Annotated in this window: 15 protein-coding genes; 11 read left to right on the top strand and 4 right to left on the bottom strand. The window is 42.2% G+C overall.

Features of this window, described 5'->3' with window-relative positions:
- Positions 1-183: 183 nt before the first annotated feature.
- A complete protein-coding gene (locus I5907_RS00430; protein WP_196988781.1) occupies positions 184-1,707 on the top strand; it encodes a glutamate synthase subunit beta in 1,524 nt (507 codons plus the stop codon).
- A gap of 200 nt (positions 1,708-1,907) precedes the next feature.
- Positions 1,908-2,588 (top strand): lipoyl(octanoyl) transferase LipB, encoded by a 681-nt coding sequence (gene lipB / locus I5907_RS00425; RefSeq protein WP_196988780.1) that lies wholly within the window; start codon positions 1,908-1,910, stop codon positions 2,586-2,588.
- A gap of 194 nt (positions 2,589-2,782) precedes the next feature.
- On the opposite strand, the gene I5907_RS00420 is transcribed toward lipB, so the two are convergent.
- Positions 2,783-3,595 (bottom strand): hypothetical protein, encoded by an 813-nt coding sequence (locus I5907_RS00420; RefSeq protein WP_196988779.1) that lies wholly within the window; start codon positions 3,593-3,595, stop codon positions 2,783-2,785.
- Between the two features lie 42 nt (positions 3,596-3,637).
- Positions 3,638-4,540, bottom strand: coding sequence for a 1-aminocyclopropane-1-carboxylate deaminase/D-cysteine desulfhydrase (locus I5907_RS00415; RefSeq protein ID WP_196988778.1), 903 nt, complete (start codon positions 4,538-4,540; stop codon positions 3,638-3,640).
- A gap of 72 nt (positions 4,541-4,612) precedes the next feature.
- On the opposite strand from I5907_RS00415, the gene I5907_RS00410 reads away from it, so the two are divergent.
- Complete coding sequence (locus tag I5907_RS00410) at positions 4,613-5,512, top strand: nucleotidyltransferase family protein (protein ID WP_196988777.1); 900 nt, start codon at positions 4,613-4,615, stop codon at positions 5,510-5,512.
- 267 nt (positions 5,513-5,779) lie between these two features.
- On the opposite strand, the gene I5907_RS00405 is transcribed toward I5907_RS00410, so the two are convergent.
- Positions 5,780-6,889, bottom strand: coding sequence for a S1C family serine protease (locus I5907_RS00405; RefSeq protein WP_231401920.1), 1,110 nt, complete (start codon positions 6,887-6,889; stop codon positions 5,780-5,782).
- Positions 6,889-7,455 carry a sigma-70 family RNA polymerase sigma factor gene (locus tag I5907_RS00400; RefSeq protein WP_196988775.1) on the bottom strand — a complete coding sequence of 189 codons (567 nt, stop codon included), beginning with the start codon at positions 7,453-7,455 and terminating at the stop codon, positions 6,889-6,891. The genes I5907_RS00405 and I5907_RS00400 overlap by 1 nt, the downstream gene beginning before the upstream one ends.
- A gap of 142 nt (positions 7,456-7,597) precedes the next feature.
- On the opposite strand from I5907_RS00400, the gene I5907_RS00395 reads away from it, so the two are divergent.
- From I5907_RS00395 to aroA, 8 genes are all read left to right on the top strand, one after another.
- Positions 7,598-7,792: a hypothetical protein gene (locus tag I5907_RS00395; protein ID WP_196988774.1), complete on the top strand. Its 195-nt coding sequence runs from the start codon at positions 7,598-7,600 to the stop codon at positions 7,790-7,792.
- A 442-nt stretch (positions 7,793-8,234) separates the two neighbouring features.
- Positions 8,235-9,119 (top strand): prephenate dehydratase, encoded by an 885-nt coding sequence (locus I5907_RS00390; protein ID WP_196988773.1) that lies wholly within the window; start codon positions 8,235-8,237, stop codon positions 9,117-9,119.
- 11 nt (positions 9,120-9,130) lie between these two features.
- Positions 9,131-10,306: a pyridoxal phosphate-dependent aminotransferase gene (locus I5907_RS00385; RefSeq protein WP_231401919.1), complete on the top strand. Its 1,176-nt coding sequence runs from the start codon at positions 9,131-9,133 to the stop codon at positions 10,304-10,306.
- Positions 10,299-11,147 carry a prephenate dehydrogenase gene (locus I5907_RS00380; RefSeq protein ID WP_196988772.1) on the top strand — a complete coding sequence of 283 codons (849 nt, stop codon included), beginning with the start codon at positions 10,299-10,301 and terminating at the stop codon, positions 11,145-11,147. Before I5907_RS00385 ends, I5907_RS00380 begins: the two co-directional genes overlap by 8 nt.
- 389 nt (positions 11,148-11,536) lie before the next feature.
- The gene (locus I5907_RS00375) at positions 11,537-13,246 is read left to right on the top strand and encodes a DEAD/DEAH box helicase (RefSeq protein ID WP_196988771.1); all 1,710 of its coding nucleotides are present in this window, start codon (positions 11,537-11,539) and stop codon (positions 13,244-13,246) included.
- Positions 13,247-13,536: 290 nt separating this feature from the next.
- Complete coding sequence (locus tag I5907_RS00370; RefSeq protein ID WP_231401918.1) at positions 13,537-14,628, top strand: chorismate mutase; 1,092 nt, start codon at positions 13,537-13,539, stop codon at positions 14,626-14,628.
- A 195-nt stretch (positions 14,629-14,823) separates the two neighbouring features.
- Positions 14,824-15,855, top strand: a complete 1,032-nt coding sequence (gene aroB, locus I5907_RS00365) for a 3-dehydroquinate synthase (protein WP_196988770.1) — start codon at positions 14,824-14,826, stop codon at positions 15,853-15,855.
- A gap of 7 nt (positions 15,856-15,862) precedes the next feature.
- The gene (gene aroA, locus I5907_RS00360) at positions 15,863-17,155 is read left to right on the top strand and encodes a 3-phosphoshikimate 1-carboxyvinyltransferase (protein WP_196988769.1); all 1,293 of its coding nucleotides are present in this window, start codon (positions 15,863-15,865) and stop codon (positions 17,153-17,155) included.
- Positions 17,156-17,165: the final 10 nt, after the last annotated feature.

The raw sequence follows: 17,165 nt of genomic DNA, 5'->3' as shown, positions 1-17,165 counted from the left end.
GCAGGATAATCACCAATAATGCAGCAAGAAAGAAAGGTGGGGACCGGCTGCAGAACTTATGGCATCGCCTGTTGTGTCACTCACTTGTACTTTCGGAACAATGATGGGCAGAACAACACAGCGTAACGCCGCTAAATGGAGATCATAAACAACAAACTGTAAACTACAAACGATAAACTGAACATGGGTAAGCCAACAGGTTTTTTGGAATTTACAAGAGAAATGCCGTCTAAGCGTGCAGTGCAGGAACGGGTGCACGACTACAAAGAGTTCGTGGAGCGGTTCAGCGATGAAAAACTGAACCAGCAGGCTGCGCGTTGCATGAATTGTGGTGTGCCTTTTTGCCACAGTGGTTGTCCTTTGGGCAACGTGATACCCGAATTCAATGATGCAGTCTACGACAAGAACTGGAAAGAAGCATACGACATTCTTACTTCAACAAATAACTTTCCCGAATTTACAGGTCGCATTTGCCCGGCACCCTGCGAAAGTGCATGTGTATTAGGCATCAACCAGCCACCGGTTGCAATAGAGGAAATAGAAAAACACATCATCGAAATAGCTTTTGAACAAAAACTGGTAAAAGCGAGGAAGCCAAATCTACGCACCGGCAAAAAAGTTGCTGTTGTTGGTTCTGGCCCCGCTGGTCTTGCGGCAGCAGCACAACTGAATTATGCCGGTCATACCGTTACTGTATATGAAAGAGACGATGCTGCAGGAGGCCTGTTGCGTTATGGCATTCCGGATTTTAAACTGGAAAAGTGGGTAATAGACAGGCGTATTGCCTTGCTGGAAGAAGAAGGTGTTGTTTTTAAGTACAACGCCAACGTAGGCGTAAACGTAAGTGTAAATGATCTTTTAAGGGAATATAACGCAATTGTTTTGGCTGGCGGCTCTACCGATCCCAGGGACCTGAACATACCAGGCAGAAACCTGAAAGGCGTATATTATGCCATGCAGTTTTTAAAACAGCAAAACAAACGTGTGGCTGGTAAAGATCCGCTGGCAAATGCCAACATAGAAAGCAATATTTTTTCAGAAGAACTGAAAGCGACAGGGAAGAATGTTGTTGTAATTGGTGGTGGAGATACAGGCAGTGATTGTGTTGGTACCTCTAACAGGCATGGAGCGAAATCCGTAACACAGTTTGAATTATTGCCAAAACCACCAGAAGGCCGCACACCCTTTATGCCCTGGCCATCTTACCCTATGGTACTTAAAACTTCCTCATCGCATGAAGAAGGAGCAGAAAGACATTGGGCGATAGCTACAAAGGAATTTATCGCAGATAATGACGGTAATTTAAAGGCACTGAAAATAGTAGACCTTGAATGGAAAGTTGCCGGAGATGGCAGGCCTGCAAATTTTGTGGAAAGACCAGGCAGTGAACGTGAAATTCCATGTGAACTTGCACTACTGGCGATGGGTTTTGTACACCCGCAACACCAGGGCATGCTGGAGCAGGTTGAAGTTGAACTGGATGACCGCGGGAATGTAAAAGCAACAGAAAAGCAGTTTCAGACAAATATTTCTAAAATTTTTGCCTGTGGAGATATGCGGCGCGGTCAGAGCCTCGTAGTATGGGCCATCAGCGAGGGCAGGGAGTGTGCGAGGCGTGTTGATGAGTTTCTTACGGGCCATTCATTACTCGAAAGTAAAGATGAAGCAGTAACTTTATTAGAACAGTACCAACCTTTGGTATTTTAGTTACGTATTATTATTTTAGTTTGTTTGTTTCCCGATCTCAAAAAAAATAAATGCAGCTACCCGGCTGCATTTGTTTTATATCTTCACACCGAAAGCAACTCTTTTTTTCTGCTTAATCTGCCTTTGCTAAATAGTGCATCCTGCTTCAATTACAATTGCGCTTTTCTTGTTTACCTGCATAGTTCTATTTTTGCATTCTTATGCCCGGAAAAATTTTCTTGCAGGACATTGGTCAAAGACATTATAAAGAAGTGTGGGATTACCAGGAAAAACTTCTTCAGCAAAGCATACAAATAAAACAACAGCAGCAATTGCCGCAAAATTATTTGCTGTTTACCGAGCATTACCCGGTGTATACATTAGGCAAAAACGGAAAACCAGTGCATATACTGATTGATGAGGCTGAAAGAATAGCAAAATCAATCGAATATTTTCATATTAACAGGGGTGGCGATATTACTTTTCATGGAATAGGTCAGTTGGTCGGTTACCCTATTTTTGACCTTGACCAGTTTAAGACCGACCTGGGATGGTATTTGAGAAGCCTGGAAGAAGTGATCATTCTTACCATTGCAGAATATGGCCTGGAAGGTAAAAGAAGTGCCGGCGAAACAGGTGTGTGGCTTGAGCCTGGAATTAAAGGTGCGGAGCGAAAAATCTGCGCAATGGGCATACGATGCAGCAGGTGGATAACCATGCATGGTTTTGCGTTGAACATAAACACAGACTTATCTTACTTTAAATATATAGTACCATGTGGTATACAGGATAAGCAGGTAACCTCTATTGAAAAGGAGTTGGGTTATGCAGTATCAATGGATGAGGTGAAGGAAAAAATAAAAAGAAATTTTGAAAAAGTTTTTGACACATCTTTTGCCTGATGTTGTTGTTGTGTGGCAAGGCATGATTATTTGTGGAGGGTTGTATAAACCGCAACGCCACAGATGCCATAAAAAACGGAACGCTGAAGTGAGTGACACAACAGGCGATGCCATGAAAAACTATGGCTGGTAACAAAAAAAAGTCCTTATTGAGGATAATGAGTTTCGAAAACGATGTATAAAAAAGCCAACCTTTAAAAATCTCTCTGTAGCAAAACCTTGTTTTTCTCTTTTAGTTTATTGTCTTCATACAGTTCGAATTTGAACCAACCGGCATGCATAAAATTGGTTTTATCCAATACTATTTCAGTATCTGAAACGCGGTTAATGGTGAAGAGCTTTTTATTGTCCATGGTATAAAAAATGACCTTGTAATGTTTGTCCAGCGCATCCGGAATTTTCAATATTACAAAACCATCTTTATTGGTAGCAACATATGCGGAAGGTCTAAAATAATTTTCGGGATTGTATGGCTTGATCAACACCTGGTCCTGTGACAATATATACAGCGTATCCCTGGAATTTCTGCTGACAGAATCTTTAAACTTCCAGTAATCTGCATATTTTAACTGTGCAACAACGGAGTCTTTGGTCCTGATGGTTATGATGCGCATCGGGTCGATCTGTGCCTGCCCATCGATTATACCTGATTGAGCAGATCCCGGTGCAGCAGGTCTTTTGGAAGCCGAGAAATAATAAGCATTGCCCGTGAGAATATAAAATATCCTGAAATACAGTCTTTGTGTGGGGTAGGCCTTGGTAAATACAAAACCGTTTTGTGGCAGTTGAGGAGATTCTGTAGAAAAAATGGTCCTGAAACTTTTTGTACTATCAAAGGAAGCCTGCACCATGAGCTGTATACAATTTTCTCCGTATGGATTTACCCATCCGATACGCACTTTGCCATTGCCAACATCTTCTGCAATAAAATCAGGCAGCGGATTTTGCGCCAGTGTTTGTATGCTTGTTGAAAGAACAATGATCAGCAATATATAAATCCGGTTCATTACGTCATTAAATTGTGTGCAAATATAAGCTGGCCGCTAATTTCAAAAGAGAAGAGTATTTACAGGCAAAGACCTGTTTCCCTGCAGCCCGCCGCTGTGTATCATTAGAACGCTGCTGCCCGAAGGTATAGTATTGTTCAATATTAATTGCTTTATTCCGTACAAGGTTTTAGCAGTATAAACGATGTCTGTTGGTAATAGTTGCTGCAGCCATATTTCATTCATAAACTGTAATAAACCGGGCGGGTGTTTTGCATAGCCGCCGAAATGAAAATCGTGCATAACACTGAACGATTTTTGCTGCTCATGCGGCTCAAGCAAACTTTTTACCTGGCTTGTAAGTGTATGGTTATTTTTCATACTGCTTATACCTGTAATATGTTGATGTATACCGGCGCTTTTAATAAGGCCGGCCATCATGGTTCCTGTACCAACAGCGCACACAATATGTGTATACTTTTCTTTACCTGGCGCGAATGACAGTATTTCAGCAGCTCCTTTTGCTCCCGGCTTGCCATATCCTCCTTCATCAACCCAGTAAATATTGGAAAACTGTTTTTTTATAGCCTCCCTGTTATGGTAAGACGATCGGTCGGTAAAATGAAGTTCCATGCCTGCATTCTTTGCGTCCTTTAAAGAGTCGTTTAAAGAAGATGGTTCTTCGCCACGTATGATGCCGGTAGATTTGATACCGGCCTGTTTGCATGCATAAGAAAATGCCACAATATGATTGGAGTAAGCACCACCAAAAGTAGCTGCTGATGTAGCTCCTGACAACAACGCATCCTGCAGGTAGTATTTAAGTTTAAACCATTTGTTGCCACTGACTACTTCATGCAGTTGGTCAAGCCGCAATACATCCAGTAACACTTTACGTTGATGGAGCCATTCAGCATGCAAAGTTTGCGTGTAAATCTTATCTAAATCTATGCTATATGTTGGCATGAATAATTTACTTTATAAATATTCGTTTGTAAGCTGAAACCTTTAGTTTCGCAAAAGTTCAAAATAAACACTATGCAACCTACACTAGTAATTCTCGCAGCCGGTATGGCGAGCCGGTACGGCAGTATGAAACAGATCCAGGGCTTCGGACCGTCTTCAGAAACAATCATGGAATATTCAATTTACGATGCCATTGCCGCAGGTTTTACAAAAGTAGTATTTATCATACGCAAAGATTTTGCAGATGATTTCAAAGCATTGATAGAACCAAAACTAAAAGGTAAGATTGATATAGGATATGTTTACCAGCAACTGGATGCTTTTACAGGCAATCACCAGGTGCCGGCAGATCGTGTAAAACCGTGGGGTACAGCTCATGCTGTACTGTGTTGTAAAGATGCAGTAAAAGAACCCTTCGCTGTAATAAACGCAGATGACTTTTATGGTAAAGATGCATTCGTAAAAGCATACGAATTTCTTACCACCAAATGCACAGACCAACATTTCGCAGTAATTGGCTATGAGCTGGTAAACACACTCAGTGAACATGGCAGTGTAAGCCGTGGCGTTATTGCAGTGAATGATAGCAACGAAATGAAAGGTATAGACGAGCGTTTAAAGATCTATCGCAAAGACGGTAAAATTGTGTATGAAGAGAATGATCAGTTTACCGAATTGCAGCCCGATACAAAAGTGAGCATGAACTTCTTCTGCTTTACACCGGAATACATCAACATGTGCGAAGAAGAGTTCGATAAGTTTCTCTCCGGTAACCTGCAGGATCTCAAATCAGAATTTCTTATTCCACGCATGGCAGATCATTATATAAAATCAGGCCGTGGTGTTATTGAGATCGTTCCCACAACGTCAAAATGGTTTGGCGTTACTTATAAAGAAGATGCACCCATTGTTAAAGCAAGTGTAGATGCTTTGGTTGCAGCAGGCGAGTATCCCTCCAATCTTTGGGCATAAATCATAGCGCTGGTAAAAGATTTTGCCGGTTTCATGTAATGCAATCAGATGATGATGTAACAGGCTATTTTTTTCATGGCATCGCCTGCTGTGTCACTCACTTCAGCGTTCCGTTTTTATGGCAGCTCCGGCTTCAGGTAAAATTTTCCTGCTTATACCTGTGCTACTTCCCGGGCTAATGCCAGCAATACAATTACAATGTTATAAAATAAAAAAGCCCCGCTAACCAGGCGGGGCATTGTGTATGTTCACCTAAACCAACTGTGACTACTTTTGAGCGTAAGACTTAACAAGATATACGCAATCTGATACCTCTTTGATTTGTTCAACCCTTGTTTTCTTTCTTATAGACGAAGAAACAGGCATTTTTATTTTCTGTACAGCCGTATCAGATTCTCTTAAATCATTTACCAGTTTATATATTTCCTGGGATTTTATTGCGAATACCACACCTTCAGCAGAAGTTTCCCGGGTACTCAAGATACCAATTATTTCTCCATTTTTATTAAATACCGGGCCGCCGGAGTTTCCCGGGTTTGCACTCAGAGAGATCTGGCAGGTAGCAGTATCACCTTTAAAACCGGTCTCGGAGCTGAGGTAGCCCATGTTATATACAATCTGTTCTCTCGGGTAACCAAGTGTAAACAGTTCCTCACCTAAATCAATATTGGATTGTTTTATGCCATAGGGTAACGATGAAACGGGCTTATATTCTTCATCCTGTATCTTAAGAATAGCAATATCACTTGCATTATCAATGTTGATGATCCGGGCATTAAATTCTCTCCCTTTGCTGTCTGCCACTACAGCTCCGGAACCTTTTAAAACGTGGGCATTTGTAACCAGGTAGCCTTTTCCATCAATCAAAAATGCTGAACCACTTGAAGTAAGCTCAACATTCTTGGGAATTTTTGAATCAACTAAATCGAGCTTTGCACCGATAGCCTGCTGGTTTTTTACTACCTGGCTTACGGCACGGCTCAGTTGCTGTATCTCATGGTTATTGGAAGCAGGAGTAAAATAGGAAACCAGTCCGCTGATTACAATTGCGGTTACACCAGCAATGGAAGCCGCAATGGCGGTAACGCGCTTGTACCTGTCCCACAACTGAATAACTTTTCCTTTTGCTGAAACGGGTCCGCCTTCATTAACAGCACCTTTTTCAACGAGGTTGTTGTGTGCAGTATGTAAAGCATTTTTCAGGTTCTGGTTCGCTGAGAAATGTTCCATCTGTTGCAGGAACAATTTGTGCTCCACCACCATCTGGTCTATTTCCGGCGTATTCTTGCGAAGTTGCTCAAAGTAATTTTTTTCTTCGGGCAACATGTTACCGGAAAGGTAGCGTTCAATAGTTTCAAGTAGTAATATATCTTCCATCACTCTCCTATATTGTATTGTGCGAAGAATAGTTTCTTCAGCCGCATGAGACATTTATATTTCTGGTTCTTTGCGTTATCTGCGTTGGTGTAACCGAATTGCAGTGCAATTTCCGTCATACCTTTTTTCTCTATGTAATAAGCATTCAGCAATCCTTTACAGGGTTCACCCAAACTGCCCATTGCTCTTTCCATTATAGCAAACTCTGCATTTCTTTTTTCGTGTAGTTCCAGGTCTTCTTCAACCGGCACGGTTTCTTCCAGGTTTTCACCTGCTGCCACATACCTGCCCATTTGCTGTAAGCGCTTAAGCCAAAGGCGGCGACAGACAGAATAAACATAGGTTTTTATCTGGCAGGTCAATACAAATGATTCACTTTTTGCTTTTTCATAAAGCGTAATCATCGCTTCCTGAAAGATATCCCTCGCATCGTCATAGGAACCATTATTGTTAAGGATAAAAGCTTGCACCATATTAAAGTTGTCTTTATATATGGCTTCGATTGCCTTTGAATCGTTTTCTACCAAACCCCGCAATAAAATTTGTTCGTTTATCTCAGCTTTCACCTTAGTCCGAATTTAATACCTTTTAGAGCGTAAAAGTAACCCAAAGGGTTCTTTAAAAAATTTTTTAAAAATTTTTCGGATGCGGGGTTACCTTTCTTCAAACAGGGTATTAATATAAAATTCACTCACAAAAAAGATAACAATGAAAAAAGTATTATTCGTATTAGCGCTTGGCGCTTTCGCAGCTTGCGGTTCAGGTGAATCAACTGAAAATGCAACTGATTCTTCTGCAGTTGATACAACAGCAGTAGCTCCAATGGTTGACACAGCAACAGCTCCAATCGTTGATACTACAGTTAAAACTGACTCTACAGCTGTAGATACTACTAAACACTAAAAATTATAAGGTTACTCTGGTAAAGATTCGTGTAAAGTCAAAGCTTGCTGACAGGGTAGGTAACCGTAAAAATTTTCATATGGCAAGCAATCGTTAGAGGCCGTCCTGTTTCTACAGGAGGGCTTTTTTATTTGTAGCTTTTTAAAAATTTTCTACTGAATTTCTTCCTTTATTGATTTATTTCCTGAATATTAATCTGTTTCTAAAAATATTTTAAACGAACACTCGTTTATTATATTGAAAAAAAATTTGCATACCAGTACATTCTTTTTACATTTGATGCAAATGATAACAGCAGGTAAATACAGCTTTTTTTATTTCTATTATTTCTACTTTACAAAAGCAGGCGGGGTTGTATTTGCAAGATCATGAATATTAAATCATCAGCATACAATCCCGGCGAAAAGCCGGGATTTTTTTTAACCTTAATACACCGTACAAAATGAAAACACAACATGACGAACAATTGAACGGAATAAACGTGATAAAAAAAACAACAAAAATCTCAATCCAGGGCTTTGAAGGTAGTTTTCACCAGGTGGCGGCCCGTAATTTTTTTGGAGACGAAGTAGACGTCATCTGTTGCCCTACTTTTAGTGATGTACTAAAAATAGCTTCCGATAAAAAAGCCAGTAACGGCGGCATTATGGCAATAGAAAACTCCATTGCAGGCAGCATATTGGGAAACTACAATCTCCTGCGCAAAAGCGGGTTATGTATCGTGGGTGAAGTGTATCTGCAGATACGGCAAAACCTGCTTGTTAATCACGGGGTAGCACTGGATGATATCAAAGAGGTACACTCTCATCCCATGGCTATCCAGCAATGTCTCAGGTTTCTGGATAAACACAACTGGAAACTAGTCGAAACAGAAGACACAGCATTAAGCGCTAAACTTGTTCACCAGCACAAAAGCAAACATATTGCCGCCATTGCAAGTACGCTCGCAGCAGATTTATATAATCTCAATGTTATTGCACCGGATATTCATACGGTAAAACACAACTACACAAGATTTCTGGTGTTACAACCAGATGTTCCAAAAGTGCCTGTCGAAGGTGCCAACAAAGCAACGGTTACCTTCTTTACAGACAATTCGCGTGGCAGCCTGGCTAAAGTACTTACCAGGATTGCCAATGGTGGTGTAGATCTTTCCAAACTACAAAGTTTCCCGATTCCCGAAACCGACTGGCATTATATGTTTGGTGTAGATATGGAGTTTGATTCACTCGAACAATTTAATAAGGTTATCGAAGACATAAGACCATTAACCGGCGATGTAACCGTGTATGGTATTTATAAAAAAGGAGCAACCATTACATTCTAACGAACGGCTTTATGAATATTACTACAGCAAAAAGACTCGAAGGCATAGGAGAGTATTATTTTTCCCAAAAGCTTCGTGAGATAGATGAGCTCAACAGGCAGGGCAAAAACATCATCAATCTTGGCATTGGAAGCCCCGATCTTCCGCCACACCCTGATGTAATAAAAGTGCTGAATGAAGAAAGTGTGAAACCAAACGTTCATGCGTACCAGAATTACAAAGGCTCTCCTTTATTGCGTAAAGCTTTTGCAGACTGGTACCGGCAATGGTATAGCGTTACGCTCAATCCTGAGTCGGAGATATTGCCTTTAATCGGCAGTAAAGAAGGCATTATGCATATTTGTATGACTTACCTCAACGAAGGTGATGAAGTGCTGGTGCCCAATCCCGGCTATCCTACCTATAGAAGTGCAGTTAAATTAGCAGGCGGTATTTGTGTGGATTATGACCTGAAAGAGGAGAACCGGTATTTCCCTGATTTCAACGAGTTGGAACAAAAAGATCTTTCAAAAGTAAAATTGATGTGGGTTAACTATCCGCATATGCCAACCGGCCAGGTTGCATCTGTAGATATGTATACACCCCTTATAAGCTTCGCAAAAAAGCATAACATACTCGTTTGTCATGATAACCCGTACAGTTTTATACTCAACGATCAGCCTATGAGCCTGCTTAGCCTCGAAGGCGCCAAAGATGTGGTTGTGGAATTAAACTCCCTCAGTAAATCTCAAAATATGGCAGGCTGGCGCATAGGTGTTTTATGTGGAGCAAAAGAGAGGATAGACGAGGTTATCCGTTTTAAGAGCAACATGGACAGTGGCATGTTCCTGCCCCTGCAACTGGCTGCTGCAAAGGCTTTGAGCCTTGGTAAAGAATGGTACGACAGTGTAAACGATATATATCGTGCGCGGCGAGCAAAAGTGTATGAACTGCTGGATATGCTGCAATGTCATTACTCGGGAGAGCAGGTTGGTATGTTTATGTGGGCACGCATTCCATCGGCTTACAAAAATGGTTATGAACTTAGTGATGAAGTGTTGTACAACAGCAATGTATTTATTACGCCAGGCGGCATATTTGGCAGTGCCGGGGAAAAATATATTCGCATTAGCTTATGCGGAAGTATTGAAAAGTTTGAAGAAGCAATAAAGCGCATAAAAAATGTAAAGGCTCCAGAAAATGTTTAATAATGTTACGATAGTTGGCGTGGGGTTGATTGGTGGCTCATTTGCACTGGCACTAAAAGAAAAAGGTTTTGCTAAAAGTATTACCGGCGTTTTTAACCGCAGGGAAACTCAGGAAAAGGCATTTCAGTTAGGTATAGTAGATGAAGCATTACCACTTGAAGAAGCCATCAGTAAAGCAGATCTGATATATGTGGCCATTCCGGTAGATATAACCATACCCACCATGCAAAAGATCATGGGTATGATAACAGAAAAGCAGATTGTTGTAGATGCAGGTTCTACAAAACTTGCATTATGTAAAGCCGTAGCAAACTACCCCATGAGAAAGCGTTTTGTAGCAACGCATCCTATGTGGGGTACAGAGTATAGCGGCCCCGAGGCCGCAACCAAAGATTCTTTTACCGGGCGCGCCTGCGTTATATGCGAGAAGGAAAAAAGTGATCCCTCCGCAGTAAAAATCATTGAAGACATTTACAAAGCGCTTGGCATGCATATCGTATATATGGAGGCAGAAGCGCACGACATACATGCAGCATACGTAAGTCATATTTCACACATTACATCTTTTGCGCTGGCCAATACAGTGCTGGAAAAGGAAAGAGAAGAAGACGCCATTTTCGAACTTGCGGGCGGTGGTTTTGAGAGTACGGTAAGGCTGGCAAAGAGCAGCCCCGCCATGTGGGCGCCCATCTTTATGCAAAACAGGGAGAATGTATTGGATGTTTTGAACGAACATATCTCGCAGTTAAGAAAATTCAAAGCATGCCTCGAAAAAGAAAATATAGATTATTTGTATGAGTTAATGGAAAATGCCAATAAGATCAAACGAATAATAAAATAGTAAAAGAAGTTCTTTGAGCCAGGCTTATGGTACTGCTATTAAGCATCGTTGCGTCGCACTCTTGTACATCCTGTTCATTATTCAGCACATACAGCGTACAAATGCACGCCAGGCTTTGGTACACCGTTTTTACTGGTACATGTTGCTATTGCCTGTCCATGCAGTGCAATAATGGTAAGTGATCGGCTGCTGGCTTGCAGAAACAGCACGCTGCAGCCGCCATAAAAACGGAACGCACCAGTGAGTGACACAACAGGCGATGCCATAATAACAAACAGCTGATATTAAAAAATAAAACAATAAAAGCCGCTAACAGGTGATAAATAAACAGGATATTAAGTAAAAACCTTGAAATCATGGTCTACCTTTGCGGCAAATTTTAAAACGTAATGATAACATTTGAAGAATTGGGGTTAGAGGAGCGATTGGTAAAGGCTACCAGTGAATTAGGCTTCGTTAATCCTACATCCATCCAGGAAAAAGCGATACCTGTTCTACTGAGCGGCACAAAAGATTTTATAGGGCTGGCACAAACAGGTACAGGTAAAACAGCAGCATTCGGTTTACCATTGTTGCAGGTAATAAATGAAAACGATAAATATCCGCAGGCATTGGTGGTTTGCCCCACGCGTGAACTGTGTATACAAATTGTAAATGAAGTAGAGCTCTTTAAAAAACACATACACGCAATCAATGCAATTGCTGTGTATGGTGGTACATCTATCGGGCAGCAGATAAGAGAACTTAAACGCGGCATTCAGATAGTTGTAGCTACACCAGGCAGGTTGATAGACCTGATAGAACGTAAAGCCATCAATCTCGAGCAAATAAAATATGTGGTGCTCGATGAAGCTGATGAAATGCTGAACATGGGTTTCCAGGACGATATTGAACTCATTCTGAAAAATACCCCACAGCGCGAAAGTACCTGGTTGTTTAGTGCAACCATGCCGCCGGAAATACGCAGGGTTAGTAAAAAATACATGAAAGATCCTGTGGAAGTAACGGTAGGCAAAGCCAATACAGCCAATAAAAATATCGATCACCAGTACTATGTAGTGGCGGCACATCACCGCTACGAGGCGTTGAAGCGTTTAATAGATTTCAACCCCGGTATATATGGTATCATTTTTACAAGAACAAAGGCCGACGCGCAAAACATTGCAGAGAAACTTACGCGTGAAGGATATGATATAGACGCACTGCACGGAGATCTTACACAACAGCAGAGAGATGTAGTGATGGGCCAGTTTCGTGATAAGACCCTGCAGCTATTGATAGCAACAGACGTAGCAGCCCGTGGCATAGATGTACAGGGTATAACGCACGTAATCAATTACGAACTGCCCGATGATATAGAAGTGTACACCCACCGCAGCGGCAGAACAGGCCGTGCCGGCAATATGGGCATCTGTATGAGCATTGTACACAGCCGCGAAGTAGGCAGGCTAAAGCAGATTGAGCGCATGGTACAATCGCAGTTTCATAAGCTGGAAGTGCCAACAGGTAAAGATGTTTGCCGCAAGCAGTTCTTTGGGTTTATGGAGAAACTGTTACAGACAGATATCAGCCATGGCGATTATGAAACCTACCTGCCTATGATGGCAGAAAAATTTGCCGATGTAAGTAAAGAAGAAGTGCTGCAAAGGGTTGCCGCCACAGAGTTTGACAGGTTTTTGAAATATTACGAAAATGCGGAAGACCTCAACATAAGGGAACAACGCAGAGACCCAAGAGACCGTGCACAAAGAGATGGCTTTAACCGGGATGACAGGGGCAACAGGCGTGGAGATGATCGTTTTAACAGGGCAGAGCGCGGTGCAGGCCGTGGAGAAAGAAGAGAGTTTAACAGCAACGGGGGTACTACAAGATTGTTTGTAAACCTTGGTACCAAAGATGGCTTTTATAAAGCGAGTTTTCTGCAGTTTATCCTGGATATGAGTGAACTTACCAAAGATGTACTCGGCAGAATAGATATGAAAGAGATGAACAGCTGGATAGAAATAGAAAGTGGTGCGGCCAAACAAATGATTCGTGCAATTGATGGCAAGAATTACAAAGGCAGAAGAATAAGAATGAACGATGCGAACAGCAGGTAAGTTGTTCCATGCCCTAAAGGGATGTCAGAAATTTTTTTGAGCCAGGGCTGTTGAACAAGCATGAAGCTTTCGTTGCGTCGCACTCTTGTGCTGAAGGATGTAAATGAAACAGCACACAATAAACAATGTGTTTTACTTAATGCCTGTTGCATCATTGCTTTGATGCCTTTTCTTCCGAACGCACAAGTGAGTGACACAACAGGCGATGCCACAACGATCAAAAGCTGGTAACAAAATATAACAACAACAACAGACAACAACAACATACAACAACATAAAGTCCCTTGAATATGCAAGCAACGAATGCCACCACCATGAAAGAACTGGTGCAGGAGAAATGGAAAAAACGTCCATTGATTATTTCCGGTCCGTGTAGTGCAGAGACCGAAGAGCAGGTAATGGAAACTGCTGTAAGATTAAACAATACCGGCAAAGTAGATATAATGCGTGCAGGTATATGGAAGCCACGTACACGCCCCGGAAGTTTTGAAGGCATTGGTACAAAAGGTTTACCATGGTTACAGGCAGCAAAGAAAGTTACAGGCATGCCTGTAGCGGTAGAAGTAGCTACAGCAAAACAGGTGCAGGATGCATTACACTTTGATGTGGATGTATTATGGATCGGTGCACGAACAACCGTTAATCCTTTTAGTGTGCAGGAAGTGGCAGATGCATTGCGCGGGGTAGATGTTCCCGTGCTCATCAAAAACCCGATCAATCCTGATCTTGAATTATGGATCGGCGCAGTAGAGCGTGTGGCAAAAGCGGGCATCAAACAAATTGGTTTGATACACCGTGGCTTTTCATCATACGGCAATACTGAGTATCGCAATGCGCCGATGTGGCACCTGGCTATCGAAATGAAACGCCGCAACCCCGAAATGATGATGATCAATGATCCTTCTCATATTTGTGGCCGTCGCGATATATTATTGGATGTTGCGCAAAAAGCCATTGACCTCGATTTCGATGGTTTGATCATTGAATCGCACATTGATCCAGACAAAGCATGGAGCGATGCCAAGCAACAGGTAACACCTGAGCGTCTTGCTGAAATGCTTGACAGCATTAAATGGCGTAAAGAAGATGTTGCCAACGAAGAGTATCATGCAGCATTGGAAAAACTGCGCCAGCAGATCAATCACCTCGATGATGAACTGATGCAGATTCTTGGCCAGCGTATGAAAGTGGCAGAAAAAATTGGCCAGTACAAGAAAGACAACAACGTTGCCATCCTACAAACAAACCGCTGGAACGAAATATTGCAGCGTGCATTTGATCGTGGAGATAAACTTGGGTTAAGCCAGGAATTTATCACCAAATATTTTGATGCTGTGCACATGGAAAGCATCAATCACCAGAACAAGATATTGAACTCCTAGAATAAACAATCAATGATGGGTAATAAGTGTATGAGCCCGGCTTTCAGCTTATTACTCATCGTTCCTTGCGTCGCACTCTTGTACTGTTGAACCTTTTGCAGCAAAAGCGAAGATTATACGCACTGCACAGCCATATCACGCATTCTTTTACACAGCAAACTCTTCACCACCTGCGCTCATGCGCCCTGCGTAAAAATGACAAAGAAAGTAATACAATATTCCTCCGCATCTACTGTCTGTTATTTTGATGCATCTTTTGATCACCTGGAAAAGTTAACGCCCAAAGAAAATACCTTCATCATTACAGATGAAAATGTTTACAATGCCGGTAAGCGAAGATTCAAAGGCTGGAAAACCATTGTAGTAAAACCCGGCGAGGCACATAAAACACAGGCTACGGTTGATCATATCATCGGCCAGCTTGTAGAAGCAGGTGCAAACAGGAAATCCTGGATAGTTGGTGTTGGCGGAGGCGTTATTACAGATATGGCCGGTTATGTTGCAGGTATCTACATGCGTGGTGTGCAGTTTGGTTTTGTACCTGCTTCCATTCTTGCAATGGTAGATGCTGCAATAGGCGGTAAAAATGGTGTAGATGTAGGCGTATACAAAAACATGGTAGGCTTAATTCGTCAACCCTCGTTTTTATTATATGACTACACCTTGCTGAAATCATTGCCCCGGGAAGAATGGATAAATGGTTTCGCGGAGATCATCAAACATGCGTGTATAAAAGACGCCGGCATGTTTAAAATGCTGGAGCAGTATAAACTGGCAGATTTTCAAAAAGACAAAAAGTTGCTCAATAAGCTTATACAGCGCAATGCATTGCTAAAAAGTAAAGTAGTGCAGCACGATGAGTTTGAGCAGGGTGATAGAAAATTGCTCAACTTTGGTCATACGCTTGGCCATGCAATAGAGAATACATACCAGTTGCCACACGGTCATGCTGTAACAATCGGCATGGTGGTGGCATCCTATATCAGCAGAGATATGCTGGGTTTAAAAGATGCCGACCGTATCGCTTTCCTCATCGTAAAATACGGGCTTACTGCTTTCTTTAAATTCGATGCAAATAAGGCCCTGGATATCATGAAGGCTGATAAAAAAGCAACAGGAAATGATATACAGTACGTATTGCTCGAAAAGATTGGCAAAGGCGTTGTAAAACCCCTCACGATAAACCAGGTTGCGCCGGTAGTGCAGCAACTGGCTACAACAAATTAATTCGATCATGCAAGTAACAATACAGCCGTCACAACTTTCAGGAACCATTACCGCACCTGCTTCAAAAAGTTCGATGCAGCGCGCATGCGCTGCAGCCCTTGTACGTAAAGGCGAAAGTATCATCCGTAATCCCGGTATTTCCAACGATGATAAAGCCGCGCTGAAAGTAATCCAGGCGCTTGGTGCAACGGTGGCGCAACAGGAAGATGGAAGTATTAAGATTACCAGTAATGGAGTAAATGCAATTAGCACCGAGGTAAGCAACGGAGAAAGTGGTTTGGGAATCAGGATGTTTGCACCATTGGTAGCAATCAATGCAAAGGAAATGACGATCAACGGCGAAGGAAGCCTGCTAACCCGCCCAATGGATTTTTTCGATGAGATTTTCCCGCAGCTTGGTATAACGATTACCTCGAATGGTGGAAAGTTGCCTTTAAAAGTAAAAGGGCCTTTGCAGCCAAAAAATATTACGATAGATGGTTCGCTCAGCTCGCAGTTTCTTACAGGCCTGTTGCTGGCGTACGCAGCATTAGACGCAAAAGATGTAACCATTACGGTAGATAATTTAAAAAGCAAACCTTACGTTGATCTTACATTGTCTGTAATGGAGCAATTTCAGCTTAAGGTGCCGCGAAATACAGACCATAAGGCGTTTTATTTTGACGCAGAGCCGGCCAATTATCAGTCAACATTTATAGATTATACGGTAGAAAGCGACTGGAGTGGTGGCGCCTTTTTATTGGTAGCCGGCGCTATCTGCGGCAATATTACTGTTAAAGGGTTAGACATCGCATCAACACAGGCAGACAAAGCTGTAATGCAGGCTTTAATCGATTGTGGCGCAGCCATGACCATTAAAGACAATGAAATAGTATTTGCGGAGGCTGCCCGGTTAAAGCCATTTCACTTCGATGCTACAGACTGTCCCGATCTTTTTCCACCACTCGCAGCACTGGCAGCATATTGCGACGGCACAACTACCATCAAAGGCGTGTTAAGACTGGCGCATAAAGAAAGTGATCGTGGCCTGACGATTCAGCAGGAGATGGGCAAAATGGGTTTGCCGGCAGAGCTTGATGGCGATGAAATGCAAATACATGGCGGAAAAGGTTTACATGGCGCTGGTGTACATTCCCGGCACGATCACCGCATTGCTATGATGTGTGCAATCGCAGGCCTAAAAGCTGATGGTGAAACGGTAATAGATGAAGCGCAGGCTGTATCCAAGTCGTATCCAAACTTTTACGGGCATATCCAGTCACTGGGCGCTAAGGTTTCATCCAATCAAGTAATCAATTAATAAACTTTTT

The sequence above is a fragment of the Panacibacter microcysteis genome, assembly GCF_015831355.1.
GTDB classification, from domain to species: domain Bacteria; phylum Bacteroidota; class Bacteroidia; order Chitinophagales; family Chitinophagaceae; genus Panacibacter; species Panacibacter microcysteis.
Note: the sequence above shows the minus strand (reverse complement) of the source record. Positions and strands in the feature narration are given on the sequence as shown.